This is a genomic window from Streptomyces sp. 4F14, from assembly GCF_048159485.1.
Classification (GTDB): Bacteria; Actinomycetota; Actinomycetes; order Streptomycetales; family Streptomycetaceae; genus Streptomyces.
Genome location: NZ_JBLRVY010000024.1, coordinates 108,060 through 125,832, shown reverse-complemented (window position 1 = coordinate 125,832; position 17,773 = coordinate 108,060). Strand labels below are relative to the sequence as shown.

The window sequence follows — 17,773 nt, the reverse complement described above, 5'->3', positions numbered from 1 at the left end:
CGCGGGTCGGTGACGGTCAGCCCGAGGTCATGGTGGCTCCGTCGGTCGGGTGGGGCGGTCGGAATCGGCCGCCCGCGAAGCGATCACGGAAGGCGCGGTCGTGGGACACGGCTCCCGGGGGGGGCGGCAAGTGCCAGGCGCGCGAAGGGCCTGCGGGCGGCGATGACGGCGGCGTGGGCCGTGCCCGGGCTCAGACGAAGAAGAGGAAGGCCATGGCCCGACCGTAGCGAGGGAATTCGCCGGGCCTCAACGCGTTTTAGCGGCCTCACCGCCCGAAGGCGGCCCTCACGTGCCGGACGAAGGGCCGGATGTCGACGGCCGTACGCTCACGCGACCACAGCAGCCGCAGCGGGACGAGCGGGGCGTCCGTGACGGGGATGGCGACGGTGCCCTCGGGTTCCGTGCCCCGTTCCTGGGGGACCCCGAGGGCGCAGGCTTGGCCGAGGCGGACGACGGCGAGCATCTGGAGCCCGTCGCTGACCTCGGGTCCGGGCCGCCCGGGTGGGCCGGCGGGCCACAGGTCGGGGTCGGCGAGGGGGGTGCCCGTCCCGGACCAGCGCACCAGCGCCTCGTCGGCGAGGTCGGCCACGCTCAACGCCTCCTTGCCGGCCAGCCGGTGCCGGACGCCGACGAGGACCTGGCACGGCTCGTGCCGGACGACGACGCCGACGAGCCCGGTGTCGCGCGGGTCGGCCCGGCACAGGGCGAGGTCGGCGCGGCCCGAGCGGAGCCGTTCGAGCTGGTCCTCGGGGGTGCCGACGCTCGCGCGGGCCGGGCGGGCGGGGGCACCGGCGTTGTAGGCGGTGACGAGGCGGTCGAGGAGGGACGCGTCGCAGCCGGCGCTGGTGACCGTGACGGTGTCGTACCGTTCGGCGGCCCGGCGGACCCGGGCGGTGAGGTCGGCGGCGCGGGCGAGGAGGGCGCGGCCCTCGTCGAGCATGACCTCGCCGACCGGAGTGAGGGTGACGCCCTGCGGGGTGCGGTCGAGGAGGGGGGCGCCGAGGTCGCGCTCCAGGGCGCGGATCGCCCGGGACAGCGCGGGCTGGGTCATGGCGAGGCGGTGCGCGGCCCGGGTGAAGTTGCGCTCCTCCGCGACCGCGACGAAGTACTGGACCTGCCGGATCTCCATGTCCCCCATGCGGGCACTCTCCCACGTGCCGTGATGCCGGGAGGGCATCGCCCCATGCCGAAGCGGACCTTCCGCGCGCGGCCGACGGGCGATGAGGTGGAGGAGGTCCAGAGATCCAACTCGATTGCAGGGAGCAGCAGATGTCGAAGAAGGCCGTGGTCACGGGCGGGACCGGCGGGATCGGGCTGGAGACGGCCGTGGGGCTGGCCGCCGAGGGGTGGGACGTCACCGTCGTCGGCCGGGACGCCGCGCGGGGCGACGCGGCGGTGGCCCGGATCGACGCGAGCGCCGGGCGCGCGGCAGGGCGTTTCCTCGCCGCCGAACTGTCGTCGCTCGCGCGGACGCGGGCACTGGGCCGCCGGCTCGCCGCGGAAGGCCCGCTGGACCTGCTGGTGAACAACGCGGGCGGCATGTGGGTGACGCGCTGGGAGAGCCCGGAGGGCGTGGAGGCCGGCATCGCCCTCAACCACCTCTCCCCGTACGTCCTCACGGAAGAGCTGCTGGACGCGCTCGCCGCCGGGGCCCCGAGCCGGATCGTGAACGTCACGTCGTCCGCGGTCGAGGCCGCGCAGCCGGTGTACGACGAGATGGAGCCGCCCGGCCCGTACTACGGCCTGGCCGCGACCGGCCGCGCGAAGCTGGCGCACCTGGTGCACACGCTGGATCTCGCCGAGCGGATGAAACCGCGCGGGGTGTCGGTGTTCGCCGCCGACCCCGGCCCGGCCGACACCGCGAACGCGGCCGCGATGACCATCGACATCCTCCCGCCGGCGATGCGCCCGCACTGGGAGATGATCCGGCAGGCGGTCTCGGGCCCCGTCCCCGACGCGGCGCGCTCGCCCCTGGCGGCGGCGACGGACCCGGCGCTGGAGGGCAGCACGGGCGTGGTGCTGGACTCGGACGGGCGGCCGGACGACAAACTCACGGCACCGATCACGCCGGAGCTCGCGGACGCGGTCCGCTCCTGGACGGCCGGACTCCTTGCCACGTACGCCAGTTGATCAGTGCTCGTGCGGCCCGGCCCGGTGCACCGGGCCGTGCGTGTCGTCGCGGTGGTCCGGGGTCCGCTCGTCGGGGGCCGTGATCGTCAGGAGGCCGTCGGCGGGGTCCTCGCCGAGGTGGTCGACCTGGAGGGTCGCGTGGGTGATGGCGTGGCTGTCGCGCAGGAGGCGCTGGAGGTCGCGGCGTACGGCGTGGCAGTCGCCGCCGGGTTCCACGAGGACGTGGGCGGAGAGGGCGGGTTCGCCCGAGGTGATGGTCCACAGGTGCAGGTCGTGGATCTCGACGACCTGGGGGCGGGCGGCGAGTTCGTCGCCGATGGCGTCGGGGTCGAGGCCGACGGGGGCCGCTTCCAGGAAGATCCGGCCCGAGTCGCGGACCAGGGCGTAACCCGCCTTGACCATCAGGGCGACGACCACGAGGGTGGCGATGGCGTCGGCGCGGGCGAACCCCGTGAGGACGACGACCAGGGCCGCGATCGCGGTACCGATGAACGCGAAGAGGTCGTTGAGGATGTGCTGGTAGGCGCCCTCGACGTTCAGGGAGGTGCGGTTGGCCTTCGAGATGCACCAGGTCGCGGCGATGTTGACGACGATGCCGGCGAGGGCGGTCACCAGCATGAGGCCGCCCTCGACCTCGGGCGGGTCGATCAGGCGCCGGACGGCCTCGTACGCCAGCCAGGCGCCCAGCAGGAGCAGGGTGAGGCCGTTGGCCTGGGCGGAGAGGATCTCGGCGCGTTTGAGGCCGTAGGTGAAGCCGCCGCGCGCGGGGCGGGCCGACAGGCGCATCGCGGTCAGCGCGAGGACGATCGACACGGCGTCGGTGAGCATGTGGGCGGCGTCGGAGAGCAGGGCCAGGGAGCGGGCGAGAATGCCGACGACGACCTCGGCGGCCATGAACAGCGTGATGAGGGTGAGGGCGATGAGCAGCCAGCGGCGGTCGGCGTCGGCCGTCACGCCGTGGGCGTGGTCGTCGGTGTCGTGCTGGCTCATCGTGAACGCTTCCCTGTCGCGGCGGTTCCCGAGAAGCAGTGAAACGCACCTGCGGGGCGCACGCGAGCGGCGGGCCACGGCCGGGTGACCCACCCCCTTTCGGCCACTCACAGGATCTTTACGCGCACGCACGGTTAAGGTTCGGGTTCATGCGGGCCGTGTCAGTCAGCCGGGACACCCGCTCCGCCCACCGGGCCGGAGCGGCGCTGCTGCTCGCGCTGGTGGCGGTCCTGCATCTGCTGTGCTGCGCCCACGGCCCCACGGCGGCCGAGCCGTTGCGCGCGGACGCCCTCGTCGTCGTGTCGTCCGTCGCGTGCGATCCGCACCGTTCCGGCCATGTGCACCACGGCGGCGCCTCGCACTGCTGGGACGCGGACGTCCCGACCGTCCAGCCGACCCGCGACCACCCGGTCGGCCCCCTGGCCGCGATCACGGCCGTCCCCGCCGTCCTGCTGCCGACGGCGGCCCCTCTCCCCCACCGCGCGGGCGCACCGCCCCCGCCTCTCCCGCCCGGCAACGACCGGGCCCGCCTCGGCGTGTGGCGGAACTGACCGGACCCGCGTCCGATCACCTCCGTCTCTTCCCCCGACCCACGGCCGGTCCCCTGTGACCGGGCCGCAGGAGAAGCACGCCATGACGCATACCCCCCACGCCCCGGCGTCCCAGTTGCTGGCCGACGCCAAGCACCCCCTCCACACCCCCGCCGGACTCGTCGGCGACACCCCGGTCCTGTGGATCGGCGAGCCCTTCACCACCGCCGGACGCGGTTTCTGGGCCAAGCTGGAGGGCCACAACCCGGGCGGCATCAAGGACCGCACCGCCCTGTACATGGTCCGCGCGGCCCGCGAACGCGGTGCGCTGCGGCCGGGCGCCCGCATCGTCGAGTCGACGTCGGGCACCCTGGGCCTCGGCCTGGTCCTGGCCGGCGCGACGTACGGCCACCCCGTCACCGTCGTCACCGACCCCGGCATGGAACCGCTGATGACGGGGCTCCTCACGGCGTACGGCGCCGAGGTGGACCTCGTCGCCACGCCGCACGCGGAAGGCGGCTGGCAGGAGGCCCGGCGCCGGCGCGTCGCCGAGCACCTCGCGCAGGACCCGGACGCCTGGTGCCCGGACCAGTACAACAACCCCGACAACGTGGCCGCGTACGCCCCGCTGGCCACCGAACTCGTCGCCCAGCTGGGCCGGATCGACACGCTCGTCGTGTCCGTCGGCACGGGCGGGCACTCGGCCGGGATCGCGTCCGTGCTGCGCGGCTGGTTCCCGCGCCTGAAGGTCGTCGGCGTCGACACGACCGGCTCCACGATCTTCGGCCAGCCCGCCGGGACGCGTCTGATGCGGGGTCTCGGCTCCAGCATCTACCCCCGCAACGTGGCGTACGAGCTGTTCGACGAGGTCCACTGGGTCGCCGCCCCGGAGTCGGTGTGGGCGGCCCGTCACCTCGCCCGCGGCCACTACGCGACCGGCGGCTGGAGCGTCGGCGCGGTCGCGCTGGTCGCGCGCTGGCTGGCGCGGACGCTGCCGGCCGAGGACCGGATCGCGGCCGTCTTCCCGGACGGGCCGCAGCGGTACGTGGGGACGGTGTTCGACGACGGCTACTGCCGGCGCCACGACCTGCTCGGGCGTCCGCCCGCCGACGACCCGGACGAGATCGCCGCGAGCCACGAGCGGACGGTCACCCGCTGGACGCGCTGCACGCACGTCGTCGACCCGCTCGCGGTGAGCGGGGTGGCCCGGTGAGGGGTCTGTGGCGGCAGACCCGCTCCTTCCCGCCGGCCGTACGGCTGCTGATGGTCAACCAGTTCGCGATCAATCTCGCGTTCTACATGCTCATGCCCTACCTCGCCGCGCACCTCTCGGACGGGCTCGGGCTCGCCGCCTGGGCGGTCGGGCTGGTGCTCGGGGTGCGGAACTTCTCGCAGCAGGGGATGTTCCTGATCGGCGGGACGATCGCCGACCGCTTCGGGTACAAGGCGCCGATCATGGCGGGGTGTCTGCTGCGGACCGTCGGGTTCGGGCTGCTGGGCTGGGTGGACAGCCTGCCCGCACTGATCGCCGCGTCGGCGGCGACCGGGTTCGCGGGGGCGCTGTTCAACCCGGCCGTGCGCGCGTATCTCGCGGCCGAGTCGGGTGAGCGGCGGGTCGACGCGTTCGCCACGTTCAACGTGTACTACCAGGCGGGCATGTTGCTCGGCCCGCTGGTCGGACTCGCGCTGCTGGCCGCCGACTTCAAGCTGGTGTGCGCGCTCGCGGCGGCGATCTTCGCGGGGCTGAGCCTGTTGCAGTGGCGGGCGCTGCCCGTGCGGCACGGGGGCTCCTCCGACGGCGAGAAGAAGGAGAGTGTGCTCGCGCAGTGGCGGACGGTCGTCGCCAACCGGCCGTTCCTGCTGTTCTCGGCCGCGATGATCGGCTCGTACGTGCTGACGTTCCAGGTGTATCTGGCGTTGCCGCTCGCCGCCGAGGACGCCCTCGGGGAGCGGGGGACGGCGGTCACCAGCGGGCTGTTCGTGGTGTCCGCCGCCGTCGCCGTGGCCGGACAGCTGCGGCTCACCGGCTGGGCGAAGGGGCGGTGGCGGGCCGACGAGGCGCTCGTTCGGGGGCTCGCGGCGATGGGGGTGGCGTTCCTGCCGCTGGCGCTCGTCCCGCGCGGGTCGTCGTACGCCGTCCTCGTCGGGCTGGTGCTCGCGGTGGTGCTGCTCGCGGTGGGGTCGGCGGTCGTCTACCCCTTCGAGATGGACACGGTCGTCGCGCTCTCCGGGGAGCGGCTCGTGGCCACGCACTACGGGCTGTACAACACGGTCTCCGGTCTCGGTATCACCCTGGGCAACCTCGTCACGGGGGCGCTGTGGGACTTCGCCCGGCGGCACGACGCGCTGTGGCTGACCTGGGTGACGCTCACCGTGACCGGGCTCGCGTGCGCGGCGTCGGTCGCGGCGCTGGCCCGGGGCGGGCGGCTGCTGAGGCCCGTCACGGTGTGACCCCGTAGAGCGCCGTCAGCAGTTCCACCACCTGCTGGGCAGCCGGGTGCGGGTCGTCCCGCCACCAGGCGAGGCGCACGACGATCGGCTCGGCGTCGCGTACCGGGAGGTACGTGACGCCGGGTCGCGGGTACTGGTGGGCGGTGGACTCGGCGGTCATGCCGATCCGCCGTCCCCCGGCGATCGCGGTCAGCCAGTCGTCGACGTCGTACGTGTCCTCCATCGCCGGACGTCCGCCCGCCGGCCACAGGTCCGGGGTCGTCGTCCCGGTCCTGCGGTCGATCATCAGGGTGCGCCCGGCGGCGGCGAGGTCGGCGAGGCGTACGGCTGCCTGCGCGGCGAGGGGGTCGTCGGCGGGGACGGCGGCGACGCGGCGCTCCAGGCCGACGATCACCGAGTCGAGGCGGTGGTCCTCCAACGGGCGGCGGACGACGGCCAGTTCGCAGCTGCCCTCGGCGAGGCCGCCGGTGGCGGAGTTGTGGCGGATGAGGTGCAGGTCGGTCGCCGGGTGGGTCTCGGCCCAGCGGCGCTGGAAGACGGGCGTGTGTCTGCCGAGGGCGGACCAGGCGTAGCCGACGCGCAGGCTGGTGTGGCCCGAGGCGGCCTCGTGGACCAGGTCGTCGACCTCGGCGAGGACGCGGCGGGCGTGGACGACGACGCGGATGCCCGCGGCCGTCGGGGTCACCTCTCGCGACGTACGCCTCAACAGCCTTACGCCCAGGGCCTGTTCGAGGGCGGCGAGGGTACGGGAGGCTGCCGCCTGGGAGATGCCGAGGGTGATCGCGGCGTCGGTGAAGGTGCCCTCGTCGACGATGGCGACGAGGCAGCGCAGGTGCCGCAGCTCCACATTCATGCGTCCAGCGTATAGATCCGGTGGTGGACGCATTTTGCGTATAGGGGCAGGCGGCGCAGCATCGGGGCATGTCCGCCAGCACTGACCGGCCCGCTGTCGCCGGGGTCGCCACCATGGTCGGCAGTGGTCTGTCCAACCAGACCGGTGCCGCGATCGGGTCCCTCGCGTTTCCCGTCCTCGGGCCGGTGGGGGTCGTCGCCGTCCGGCAGTACGTCGCCGCCGCCGTCCTCAGTGCCGTGGCGCGGCCCCGGCTGCGCGGGCTGACCTGGTTCCAGTGGCGGCCCGTGCTGGCGCTCGCCGTGGTGTTCGGGACGATGAACCTCTCCCTGTACACCGCCATCGACCGGGTCGGCCTCGGGCTCGCGGTGACCCTGGAGTTCCTGGGGCCGCTCGCCCTCGCCCTCGCGGGGGCGCGGCGGCGGACCGACGCGGGGTGCGCTCTCGTCGCGGCGGCCGGGGCCGTCACGCTGATGCGGCCGCAGCCGTCGACGGACTACCTCGGCATCGGGCTCGGGCTGCTCGCGGCCTGCTGCTGGGCCTCCTACATCCTGCTGAACCGGGCCGTCGGGGAACGGGTGCCGGGCGCTCAGGGGTCGGCCGCCGCCGCGCTCGTCTCCGCCGCGCTGTTCCTGCCGGTGGGGGTCGCCGTCGCGCTGCGCCATCCGCCGACGGTGAGCGCGCTCGGGTACGCCGTCACGGCCGGGGTGCTGTCCTCGGCCGTGCCGTACCTCGCCGACCTGTTCACCCTGCGGCGGGTGCCCGCGCAGGCGTTCGGGCTGTTCATGAGCGTCAACCCGCTGCTCGCGGCCCTGGTGGGACGGGTGGGGCTCGGGGAGCGGCTCGGGTGGCTGGAGTGGGGGGCCATCGGGGCGGTGGTGGGGGCGAACGCGGTCAGCATGGTGACGCGGACCGGGGGCGCTCCCGTCCCGGGTGGGGGTGGGCGAGCGCGCCTACGATGGCTGCCGTGAGCGGGAGAGGAGGCCGCGAGTGGACCGCCGTCGGGCGGACCGTCCTCGTGGTCGTGTGCACGGTGACGACGCCGATCGGCACGGACCGGGACTTCCTGGTGCCGGTGACCGTGGCGGCGCTGGTGTGCGGGACCGTGCTGCTCGTGCCCCGGCTGCGGTGGCCGGTGGCGCCGGTCGTCGTCTCCGTCGCCACCGCGTGGTGGGGCTTGCCGCTGCTGCCGTTCCTGGTGATCGCCCTGTTCGGGGTGGCCGTCGAGCTGCGGGGGCGGGCGGCGGTCGGCTGCGGGGCTCTCGCGCTCGCCGGGAATCTGCTCAGCTACCGGGAGACCGCGCTGTGGACGGCGTCGACGTACGCCGCCGTGGTGCTGCTGCCGGGGCTCGCCGTCGTCGGCGGGCTGTGGCTCGGCAGCCGGCGGCGGCTGCTCGACGCCCTCACCGCCGACCTCGGACATCTCCGGGTCGAGGCGGAGCTGCGCGAGGAGGCCGCGCGGGCCGCCGAACGGTCCCGGATCGCCGCCGAGATGCACGACGTCCTCGCGCACCGGCTCAGCCTCATCGCCCTGCACACCGGGGTGCTGACGACGAAGCGCGACCTGCCGGCGCCGGTCGTGGAGCGCCTCGCGCTGCTGCGGGAGACGTCCGTGGAGGCACTGACCGATCTGCGGGATGTGCTGGGCGCGCTGCGCGAGAGCGACTCGCCCGCGCTGCGGCCCGCCGTGCGGGACGTGCGGGAGCTGGTCGAGGAGGCGCGGGCGGCGGGGCAGCGGGTCGCCCTCGCCACCGACGGGACGCCCTCGCTGGCGCCGACCACGCACCGGCTCGCCGTGTACCGGCTCGTGCAGGAGGCGCTGACCAACGCCCGCAAGCACGCCGACGGGGCGCCCGTGACCGTACGCGTCTCCTACGATCCGCCGGACACGCTCGTCGAGGTCACCAACCCGCCCGGCGGGTCCCGTACGGACGCGGAGGGGTCCGGTTACGGGCTGGTCGGTCTGCGGGAGCGGGTCGCCGCGCTCGGGGGCGAGTTCAGTGCGGGGCCCGTGGGCGCGGGGGCGTGGCGGCTGACCGCGCGACTCCCGGTGACGGGGGCTAGCACTGTCCCGTGAAGGCGATCCGGTCGAAGCGGCGGGCCGCCAGGTCCTTCGGGTGGATCAGCCAGTAGAGGGTGCCCTCGTCGAACCAGGACATCTCCGCACCGCTGTCGCTGTCGAACTGGGCGAGGAGGAGCCAGGGCTCCCCGGTGGGGGCGGGGTCGTGTTCGACGGGGCCCTGGAGGGGGACGGGGTGGCCGGCGAGCTGGTGGCCCATGCTGGTGCGCAGGCCGGTGAAGGCGCGGACGAACGGGCGGAGTTCGCGCGGGGTGTCGCGGGGGTGGGGCCAGGGGCCGGGGGCGCCCAGGAGGGCTTCGGCGGATGCGGGGAGGGTGAGGTCGGGGGCGCTCTCCTCGGGGGTGGCGGTGAGGGGGACCTCGGGGTACGGGGCCACGGACGGGGGCGGGGCCGCCTCGGTCACGGGGGTGTCCGCCGGGATGTGGTGGACCTGGGCTCCGGCCCAGGTCTCGGGGTCGTCGGCGGAGACGAAGGCGTCGTCCTCAGGGTCGCCCCCGTAGAAGAAGAACAGGAGGGTCCCGTCCCGTGGGAACTCCTCGGGGAGGGCCTCGTGCGGGAGGGCCGCGCAGTCGACGGACGCGACGAAGGACAGGGGGCCTTGTCCGGGCCACTCCGGCCAGGGTGTGCCGGGCGGGAGCGACGGGGTTCCCCCGAGGCTCGCCGCGACCGGGTCGCCGTCGGCGGCGTGACGCAGGCGGACGCAGGGGCGCAGGAGCGCCGTCCAGCGCCGGGCGGTGTCGTCGCCGAGGTGCTCGGCGGCGAGGCGGGAGTAGCGGTCGTGCCCCATGCGCTTCCCTGATTCGGTGATCATCGGATGAGAAGACTAGCGGGGAGGCTCCGCGCGCCGGACGGAGCCTCCCCGTGGACCGGTCCGGGTCAGCGCAGGCGGGTGGTCACCCGGTAGCGGCCGGAGGTGAGGCGGTAGGTGGAGGTGCCGTTCTCGTGGGCGAGGAAGCGGGCACCGTCGGCCTTGGCGAGGGGGGTGCGGCCCTCTCGGACGGTGTCGGGGGACGTCGAGGGGAGGTGGAGGGTGGCTTCGGTGTTCGGGGGGACGGCCGCCTCGTACGTGAGGGTGTCGCCGGCGGCCGTCCACTCGCTGCGGATCTCGCCGTACGGGGAGTCGTGGGTGGCGGCCACGTGGGTGATGCGCCCGGTGGGGTCGAGGCGGGGGTGGAGGACGAAGCGGCGGAAGCCGGGGTGGGCGGGGTCGCGGGCTATGCCGGCCATGTAGGCGTACATCCACTCCACGATCGCGCCGTACGCGTAGTGGTTGAAGGAGTTCATGGAGACGGGGCCGAAGCCGTCGGTGCGGGAGTAGGAGTTCCAGCGCTCCCAGACGGTGGTGGCGCCGCCGCGCACCGAGAACAGCCAGGAGGGCAGGGCGTCCTGGTGGAGGAGGGCGTAGGCGAGGTCGGAGCGGCCCTCGTCGGAGAGGACGGGGGCGAGGACGTTGACGCCGAGGAAGCCCACGGAGAGGGTGTTCTCGGCGTAGCGGACGCGGGCGCTGTCCGGGTGGGCGGCCTTGTACGCGGCGTCGTTGCGGATGTTGTCCGCCAAGTGTCCGACGAGGGCGCGGCGTTGGGCCTCGGTCTCGTAGAAGCCGAGTTTCAGGACCCAGAGCAGGGCGGTCTGGGTGTTGTCCTCGGTCTTCTGGTTGGGGTCGGCGCCGGGTTCGATGGGGGACGCCGGGCTGAGGCTCGACTTCACGGTCACCGAACTGCCCTCACCTGCGAGGTACTTGGTGATGAACGCCTGCCGGATGCGGGCGAACAGGTCGGCGTAGGCGCGGCCTTCGGCGGGGCGGCCGATCGCGGGGGCCATCTGCGCCATGAGGCGGGCGACGTAGCCGTAGTAGACGTCGCTCGTGAGCTGGGCGCTGGTCTTCTGCGGGGCGAGCCAGTCGCCGGTGAGGGAGCCCTGTCCGGCGTAGGTGTCGCCGGTCTGCCGGCGGATCCAGTCCAGGTAGGCCACCATGGCGGGCCAGTTGTCGCGGACGATCGTGTCGTCGCCGGTCATCTGCCAGACCGTCCAGGGCAGGACGACCCCGCAGTCGGCCCAACCGCTGCCGCCGCCGGGGAAGTTGTAGCGTCCGCCGGGGGCGACGCCGGTGAACTGGGCCTTGCCCTCGCCGTAGATGCCGGCGGAGTCGACGACGGTGTCCTGGAACTGGGTGAGGAAGGCGCCCGCGTCGGCGTTGTAGAGGCCGGTGGTGGCGAAGATCTGGGTGTCGCCGGTCCAGCCGAGGCGTTCGTCGCGCTGGGGGCAGTCGGTGGGGACCCAGAGGTAGTTGCCGCGCTGTCCCCAACGGACGTTGCTGATGAGCTGGTTGGCGTCGGCGTTGTCGGTGGTGAGGGTGCCGGTCTCACGGATCGCGGAGGTGGCGACCTTCCCGGTGAGCCCGGTGAGGGTGACGGTGTCGCTCGCGGTGACGGAGACGTACCGGAAGCCGTAGAAGGTCAGGGAGTCCTGGTGGGTCTCGCCGGCGCGGTCGCCCTTGAGGATGTAGGCGCTGGTGGCTTTCGCGCTGCGGAGGTTGGCCCGGTAGACGGAGCCCTCGGGGCCGTCGGCGCCCGCACTGGCGTCGTTGAGCATCTCCGCGAACCGGAACTCGACCCGGGCGCCCGCCGGTCCGCGCAGGCCGTAGCGGGCGACGCCGACCATGTTCTGGCCGAGGTCGAACACGGCGGTGTCGCCGGCGCCGATCGTGACCTGCGCGCCGGCCGCCTCGGCGGGGTCGGTGACCGTGCGGTCGGGGTCGACGACGATCCGGCCCCGGCCCTCGCCGGTCACCCCGGTGTACACGGTGACCGACTGGGGGCGGCGGTCCCAACGGGCCATCAGGCGTGCGGAGTCGGCCGGGTAGGCGAGCAACCGGGCGCCGGGGTAGCGGGTTTCGTACGGGACCTGCTGGACGTCTCCCCAACTGCTCGCGTCGTAGCCGGGCTTGGTCCAGCCGGGGAGTTCGCGGCGGGCGTCGTAGGTCTCGCCGTCGTAGATGTCGTCGGCACGCCAGGGGCCGGTGTCGGTGGCTCTCCAGCGGGGGCCGGTGACGACGGACTCGGTGGTGCCGTCGGTGTAGCGGATCAGGAGTTTCGCCTTGAGGGCGAGGGGGTTGCCGTCCTGTGTGTAGTAGGTGCTGCCTTCGGAGATGCGGCCGTTGTACCAGCCGTTGCCGAGGACGGCGGCGAGGGTCAGGGTCCGTTCGCCCGCGAGGAGTTGGGTGACGTCGTAGGTGAGGTAGCTGGCGCGGACGTCGTAGTTGGTCCAGCCGGGGGGCAGGAGTTCGCGGGTGGGGGTGCCGTCCTGGAGGACGGTGAGGGGGCGGCCGTTGACGTAGGCGTCGTACACGCCGAGGGCGGCGACGTACAGGCGGGCTTCGCGGACCCTCGTCCTGAGGGGGGTCTCGGTGCGCAGGAGGGGGGCGCCGGGGGTGTGGGGGGTCTTGCCCTTCATGCCGATCCACTGGGCGCCGTCCCAGCCGGTGGTGCCGTCGGTGGACAGGAGACCGGTCTCGAAGAAGGCGACGGGGGCGGCGGTGCCGATCGTGCGGTCGTGGGTGTCCCAGACGGTGACGGTCCAGTGGTAGCGGGTCGAGGGGCGCAGGGCGGGGCCCGTGTAGCGGACGGCGACCGAGTCGGCGGAGCGGACGCGGCCGCTGTTCCAGACGTCGGCGCGGGTGGTGGTGAGGCGGTCGGGGGAGGTCGCGACGAGGATCTGGTAGGCGCCCTGGGCACGGCCCCGGGCGAGGGAGCGGGTGCGCCAGCCGAAGCGGGGGGCGGTGGCGTCGATGCCGACGGGGTCGGTGCGGTGCTCGACGGTCAGGCCGGTCACCGCGCCGTCCCGGGTGCGGGGAGCGGCCGCGGCGGGCGTCGCCGGGATCGCGCCGCCGGCGCAGGCTGCGGCGACAGCGGTCGCGGCGAGGACGGTCCGGCGTGGGAGGCCCTTGTCGGGTTCATGGTTCACACCGTCTTCCTTTCGTGGTGGGGGGTGGTCAGCGGGCGGCCCGGTAGTCGTCGTCCATCTCCTTGAGGAGGCGGGCGGGTGTGGACTGGCCGCTGAAGATCTCCTGGAGGCCGCTGAGCATCGTCTGCTGGACCTTGGCGTCGGGCCAGAGCTGGTCCATGAAGGGGACGGTGCGGCCGGTGCGGATGTACGTGGCGAGTTCGGCGAGGGCGGGGTCGGCCTTGTTGCCGGTGCCGGGGAGGGTGGGGAGGCTGCCCTGCTTGGCGGTGAAGAGGTTCATGCCCTCGGGGGACATGACGAAGTCGACGAACTTCAGGGCGAGTTGTTCGTGCTTGGTCTTGGCGTTGACGCCGTATCCGGCGCCCGCGGCGGCGGGGACGAGGGTCTGTTCGGGGTCGTCCGTGGCGGGGAGCGCCGTGAAGGTGAAGGTGCCCTGCGGGTTCTTGCCCTTGAGGAGGGCGATGACCCAGTTGCCCTGGACGAGGCCCAAGGTCTTGCCGGTGGCGGCGAGTTGCTGGCTGGCCTCGTAGCTGGTGCCGAGGGGGTTCTTCTGGAAGCAGCCCGTCTTCTGCATCGTCACGTACTTGTCGACGGCGGTGGTCCACGGCGAGGCGGCGAAGGTGGCCTGCCCGGCCTGCATCTTCTGGTCGAAGGCGCGGTCGGGGCCGTAGACGGTGGTGGCGACCAGCGCGTACTGGACGAGCTGGGTGACCCAGTTGTCCTGGAGGCCGAGGGCGAAGGCGGGGGTGCCCTTGGCCTGGGCGGCGCGGCAGAAGGCGAGGAGGCCGGTCCAGGTGTCGGGCGGGGTCAATCCGGCTTTGTCGAGGGCCTGTTGGTTGTAGATGGCGCCGATGCCGTTCTGGCCGAAGATCGCCGTGTACGTCTTGCCGTCGTCCTGGGCGACGCTCTTGATCGGGGCCGGCAGCTTCGCCGCCCAGGGGCGGTCGGAGAGGTCGCGGAGGTAGCCGGGCCCGGCGAGGACGTGGGTGGCGGCCGGGTTGCCGTTGCCCGGCCACACGGACATCACGTCGGGTGCGATCCCGGAGGAGAGCTGGGTGCGGATCTGCTGCTGGTACTGGTCGGCGCCGCTGGTGGTGTAGCGGACGTCGACGCCGGGGTTGGCCTTCTCGAACGCGGCGACGACGTCCTCGACGGAGCCCTGGTCGACGGAGGCGAGGGTCAGGGTCTGCGAACTCCCGCCGGAGCCGCCGGTGTTGGTGCCGCCGCTGCACGCGGTGAGCAGGGCGAGCAGGGCCACAGGTACGGCGTATCTCTTCATCGTGTTTCTCCCTCGGAGAGGTCTCATCCCCGCAGCCCTCCCGCGAAGCCGTTGATGATGCTGCGCTGGAGGACGAAGTAGACGGCGAGGACCGGCAGGACGCTGATCACCAGGGCCGCGAAGACGAGGTTCCAGTCGGTGACGTACTGGCCGACGAACCCGGCGATCGCGACCGGCATGGTCTGCCGGGAGCTGCCGCTGAGGTACAGCAGGGGGGTGAAGAAGTCGTTCCAGACGGCGACCGTGTTGAGGACCAGCGCGGTGACCGTGACGGGTTTGAGCATGGGCAGGACGACGTACCGGAAGCCCTTGAGCGGGGTGCAGCCGTCGATCAGGGCGGCGTCCTCGAAGTCCCGGGGCAGGGCGCGCAGGAACCCGGTGTAGAGGAAGACGGTGAACGGCACCTGGAGGCCCGCGTAGTAGAGGACCAGCGCCCACGGGGTGCCCAGCAGGCCGAGGTCGCGCATCGTCTGGTAGAGGGGCAACGCGCCCAGCTGGAAGGGGAGGACGAGGCCGAGGAGCACCAGCAGTACGTGCCGCGTGACCAGCGGGCGGTGACGCGGGCCAGCGGGTAGGCGGCGAGCGAGGAGACGGCGAGGACGACGGCGACGCTGCACGCGGTGACCAGCGCGCTGTTGGCGAGCGCCCCGCCGAGCGCGCCCTGCTGCCACGCCTGGCGGAAGTTGTCGAGGGTCGGGGAGGCGGTCGGGGTGAGCGGGGAGGAGGTGTCGGAGGCGGGGCGCAGGGCGAGGTTGACGAGGACGTAGACGGGGAACGCGACGAACAGCGCGGCGGCCGTCATGGCGAGTTCGAGGACGAGGGTGCGGGGGCGGTAGCGGTTCATGAGGCGGCTCTCTCGCCGCGCGCGAGCAGCGCGTACTGGCCGGTGGAGGCGACGGCGACGACGATCGTGAGGACGACGGCGAGGGCGATGCTGTAGCCGAACTCGCCGAGGGTGAAGGCGTCCTTGTAGATCAGCGTCGAGATGGTGTCGGTGGCGTGGCCGGGGCCGCCTCCGGTCAGCGCGTAGACCTGGTCGAAGAGTTTGAGGCCGCCGATGACCGACAGCATCAGGTTGACGGTGATCGCGGGGGCCAGCAGGGGCCGGGTGACCGACCAGAACCGGCGTACGGGGCCCGCGCCGTCGAGCTGGGCGGCCTCGTGGATCTCCTGCGGCACGGACTGGAGCCCGGCGAGGAAGATGACCATCGAGTAGCCCGCGAACTGCCAGACGACGACGCCGACGACGGACCACAGGGCGAGGTCGGGGTCGCCGAGCCAGTCCTGTGCCGCGCCGCCGAGCGCGCTGTTGACGGCGCCGTCCGGGCCGAGGAGGTTGCGCCACAGGTAGGCGGTGACGATCGGGGTGATGACCGCCGGCGCGAACAGCAGGACCCGCAGGAGGTTGCGGGACTTGATCGCCGAGTTCACGCCGAGGGCGAGGAGCAGGCCCAGCGCGTTCTGGACGACCGTGACGGCGCCGGCGATCAGGAGGGTGTGGCGGACGGCGGCGAGCGCGTCGGGGTCGTCGAGCATGTCGCCGAAGTTGCCGAGGCCGACGAAGGAGAAGCCCGGGTCGAGACCGTCCCAGTCGGTGAAGGCGTAGTAGACGCCCCGGGCACTGGGGACCAGGACGACGAAGGCGAACAGGAGCAGGGCGGGGAGGGCGAACCACCAGGGCGGGGAGGTCCTGGTGCGGGCGGTCTTGGGGCGGGTGGTCACGGGCCCACCTCTTCCATGGAACGTTTCAATGAGCGGTGCGGCTCGGGGGCGGCTCGGTACGGGCAGTGGAGTGGGTAACGTTTCCCACGGGGTGTTGCCAGACCCTAAGGACGGAGGTGAGGGACGTCAAGACACTGCGCAGTACACTGTCGGGCAACGTTTCCCACTCCGACCGGAGGACACCGGGATGGCCCCACCCCCGCCGCGCCGCGTCACGATCGTCGACGTCGCCCGGCACGCCCAGGTGTCGACGACGGCGGTGTCCAAGGTGCTGCGCAACGCCTACGGGGCGAGCCCCGAGATGCGGGCCAAAGTCCGGCGTGCCATCGAGGAGCTGGGGTACCGGCCGCTGGCCGCCGCGCGCGGGCTGCGCGGGCGGACTTACACGATCGGCGTCATGCTGCCCGACATCCGCAACCCCTTCTTCCCCGAGATCCTCGACGGGATCACCGGGCGCCTCGCCGACACCGACTACCAGGTGTTCCTGGGGCCCGGCTGCAACGGCGAGAAGGAGGAGGCGCGGGTCACCGAGGCGATGGTCGACCGGGGCATGGACGGGCTCGTCCTCATCGCGCCCGTCTCCTCACGCGAGCGCCTCGAACAGGTCGCGTCCGCCGTCCCGACGGTCGTCGTCGGACGGCACGGGCACTCCGCCGTGTACGACACCGTCGTGGACGACGACGTCGCGGGTGCCGGCCTCGTCGTCGACCACCTCACGGCGCTCGGGCACCGCCGCATCGCCCACGTCGAGCACCACGACACGGACCCGACGCGGCTCGTGGAGATGCCCAACTCCCAGCGGGCGGACGGCTACCGGCGGGCGATGCGGGAACGGGGCCTGGTGGACGACGTCGTGTCGACGAGCTACACGCACCGGGGCGGCTACGAGGGCGCGCGGCAGCTATTGGCCCGCGCGACGCGCCCCACGGCGATCTTCGCGGGCGCCGACATCGTCGCGATGGGCGTCCTGGAGGCCCTCGCCGAGGCCGGTCTCTCCGTCCCCGGCGACCTCTCCCTCGCCGGGTACGACAACACGGTCTTCGCCTCCCTCGCCCCCGTCTCCCTCACCAGCGTCGACCAGGCCGGCCGGGAGATCGGCGACAACGCGGCGCGGCTGCTGCTGGAGCGGATCGAGGACCGGGGGAAAGCCTCGGCGCAGGTGAAGCTGTCGCCCACGCTGGTGGTGCGCCGCAGCACGGCAGCGCCCCCGGCGGAGTCGTAGGCGCCCTCGCCGGGGTCTTAGTGCTTTCTGCCGACCCCGTATGCGTCGCGAGACCGATCTCCGTGAGCCCCTTCGCTCCCTATCGTCGACGGTATGAGCGATGCAGTGCGGGACATCGGCCGCGACCGTGCGCTGGAGGTCGTCCACGGCTACGCCGACGGTGACGCCGACGCGGTGAGCCGCGCGCTGGACGGGCTGGACGAGGACGGCTGGGCGGCGGTGTACACCGTCCTCAGCGGGCTGCTGAACACGACCGTCGGCATCGTCGAACTGACCGGTACGCGCCAGCCGTTGGGGCAGGTCGTGCGCTGCGCCGACGAGGTCGCCTCCGTCGCGCCGCCGCACTACGAGTTCGCGATCGCCGAGGCGACCCGGGCCTGGGCGCGCGGCGACCGGGGTGTGCTGCGGGCCATGTCGGGACAGGACCTGCCGGGCGCGGTGCACATGACGGCCGTGTTCGTGACGGTGCTGGGGGTCACGCTGTGGGGGCGGGCGGGGTTCTTCGGGGTGCTGAGGACGTTTCACGAGACGGTGACGGCGCTCCTGGAGGAGTAGC

16 protein-coding genes are annotated in these 17,773 nt (G+C 73.2%); 8 read left to right on the top strand and 8 right to left on the bottom strand.

Annotated features, from left to right (window positions below):
• Nucleotides 1-265: 265 nt before the first annotated feature.
• Nucleotides 266-1,138, bottom strand: a complete 873-nt coding sequence (locus tag ACLZOT_RS34280; RefSeq protein ID WP_416973051.1) for a LysR family transcriptional regulator — start codon at nucleotides 1,136-1,138, stop codon at nucleotides 266-268.
• Nucleotides 1,139-1,269: 131 nt separating this feature from the next.
• On the opposite strand from ACLZOT_RS34280, the gene ACLZOT_RS34275 reads away from it, so the two are divergent.
• Nucleotides 1,270-2,130 carry an SDR family NAD(P)-dependent oxidoreductase gene (locus ACLZOT_RS34275; protein ID WP_416973050.1) on the top strand — a complete coding sequence of 287 codons (861 nt, stop codon included), beginning with the start codon at nucleotides 1,270-1,272 and terminating at the stop codon, nucleotides 2,128-2,130.
• Here the strand turns inward: ACLZOT_RS34275 and ACLZOT_RS34270 are convergent, their stop codons facing one another.
• Nucleotides 2,131-3,120, bottom strand: coding sequence for a cation diffusion facilitator family transporter (locus ACLZOT_RS34270; RefSeq protein ID WP_416973049.1), 990 nt, complete (start codon nucleotides 3,118-3,120; stop codon nucleotides 2,131-2,133).
• Nucleotides 3,121-3,269: 149 nt separating this feature from the next.
• On the opposite strand from ACLZOT_RS34270, the gene ACLZOT_RS34265 reads away from it, so the two are divergent.
• The 3 genes from ACLZOT_RS34265 (at nucleotide 3,270) to ACLZOT_RS34255 (ending at nucleotide 6,101) form a co-directional block, all read left to right on the top strand.
• Entirely contained in the window at nucleotides 3,270-3,671 is a 402-nt protein-coding gene (locus ACLZOT_RS34265; protein WP_416973048.1) for a hypothetical protein, read from the top strand.
• 82 nt (nucleotides 3,672-3,753) lie between these two features.
• Complete coding sequence (locus ACLZOT_RS34260; RefSeq protein WP_416973047.1) at nucleotides 3,754-4,863, top strand: PLP-dependent cysteine synthase family protein; 1,110 nt, start codon at nucleotides 3,754-3,756, stop codon at nucleotides 4,861-4,863.
• Complete coding sequence (locus ACLZOT_RS34255) at nucleotides 4,860-6,101, top strand: MFS transporter (RefSeq protein WP_416973046.1); 1,242 nt, start codon at nucleotides 4,860-4,862, stop codon at nucleotides 6,099-6,101. The genes ACLZOT_RS34260 and ACLZOT_RS34255 overlap by 4 nt, the downstream gene beginning before the upstream one ends.
• Here the strand turns inward: ACLZOT_RS34255 and ACLZOT_RS34250 are convergent.
• Nucleotides 6,091-6,954 carry a LysR family transcriptional regulator gene (locus ACLZOT_RS34250; RefSeq protein ID WP_416973045.1) on the bottom strand — a complete coding sequence of 288 codons (864 nt, stop codon included), beginning with the start codon at nucleotides 6,952-6,954 and terminating at the stop codon, nucleotides 6,091-6,093. The two genes, ACLZOT_RS34255 and ACLZOT_RS34250, sit on opposite strands and share 11 nt — an antisense overlap.
• Nucleotides 6,955-7,022: 68 nt before the next feature.
• Between ACLZOT_RS34250 and ACLZOT_RS34245 the strand changes: the two genes are divergently transcribed.
• Nucleotides 7,023-7,922, top strand: a complete 900-nt coding sequence (locus ACLZOT_RS34245) for an EamA family transporter (protein WP_416973044.1) — start codon at nucleotides 7,023-7,025, stop codon at nucleotides 7,920-7,922.
• On the top strand, nucleotides 7,919-9,028 hold the full coding sequence (locus ACLZOT_RS34240; protein WP_416973043.1) for a sensor histidine kinase: 1,110 nt from the start codon (nucleotides 7,919-7,921) through the stop codon (nucleotides 9,026-9,028). Before ACLZOT_RS34245 ends, ACLZOT_RS34240 begins: the two co-directional genes overlap by 4 nt.
• On the opposite strand, the gene ACLZOT_RS34235 is transcribed toward ACLZOT_RS34240, so the two are convergent.
• From ACLZOT_RS34235 to ACLZOT_RS34215, 5 genes are all read right to left on the bottom strand, one after another.
• Nucleotides 9,012-9,842, bottom strand: a complete 831-nt coding sequence (locus ACLZOT_RS34235) for a YwqG family protein (RefSeq protein WP_416973042.1) — start codon at nucleotides 9,840-9,842, stop codon at nucleotides 9,012-9,014. The genes ACLZOT_RS34240 and ACLZOT_RS34235 overlap by 17 nt on opposite strands.
• Before the next feature lie 65 nt (nucleotides 9,843-9,907).
• Nucleotides 9,908-12,994: a family 78 glycoside hydrolase catalytic domain gene (locus ACLZOT_RS34230; protein WP_416973041.1), complete on the bottom strand. Its 3,087-nt coding sequence runs from the start codon at nucleotides 12,992-12,994 to the stop codon at nucleotides 9,908-9,910.
• A 28-nt stretch (nucleotides 12,995-13,022) separates the two neighbouring features.
• On the bottom strand, nucleotides 13,023-14,273 hold the full coding sequence (locus ACLZOT_RS34225) for an ABC transporter substrate-binding protein (protein ID WP_416973040.1): 1,251 nt from the start codon (nucleotides 14,271-14,273) through the stop codon (nucleotides 13,023-13,025).
• Between the two features lie 23 nt (nucleotides 14,274-14,296).
• Complete coding sequence (locus ACLZOT_RS34220) at nucleotides 14,297-14,797, bottom strand: carbohydrate ABC transporter permease (protein ID WP_416973039.1); 501 nt, start codon at nucleotides 14,795-14,797, stop codon at nucleotides 14,297-14,299.
• 316 nt (nucleotides 14,798-15,113) lie between these two features.
• Entirely contained in the window at nucleotides 15,114-15,995 is an 882-nt protein-coding gene (locus ACLZOT_RS34215) for a carbohydrate ABC transporter permease (RefSeq protein ID WP_416973038.1), read from the bottom strand.
• A gap of 187 nt (nucleotides 15,996-16,182) precedes the next feature.
• Here ACLZOT_RS34215 and ACLZOT_RS34210 point away from each other — a divergent pair, with 187 nt between their 5' ends.
• Complete coding sequence (locus ACLZOT_RS34210; RefSeq protein WP_416973037.1) at nucleotides 16,183-17,217, top strand: LacI family DNA-binding transcriptional regulator; 1,035 nt, start codon at nucleotides 16,183-16,185, stop codon at nucleotides 17,215-17,217.
• Nucleotides 17,218-17,310: 93 nt separating this feature from the next.
• On the top strand, nucleotides 17,311-17,772 hold the full coding sequence (locus ACLZOT_RS34205) for a hypothetical protein (RefSeq protein ID WP_416973036.1): 462 nt from the start codon (nucleotides 17,311-17,313) through the stop codon (nucleotides 17,770-17,772).
• Nucleotide 17,773 lies beyond the last annotated feature (1 nt).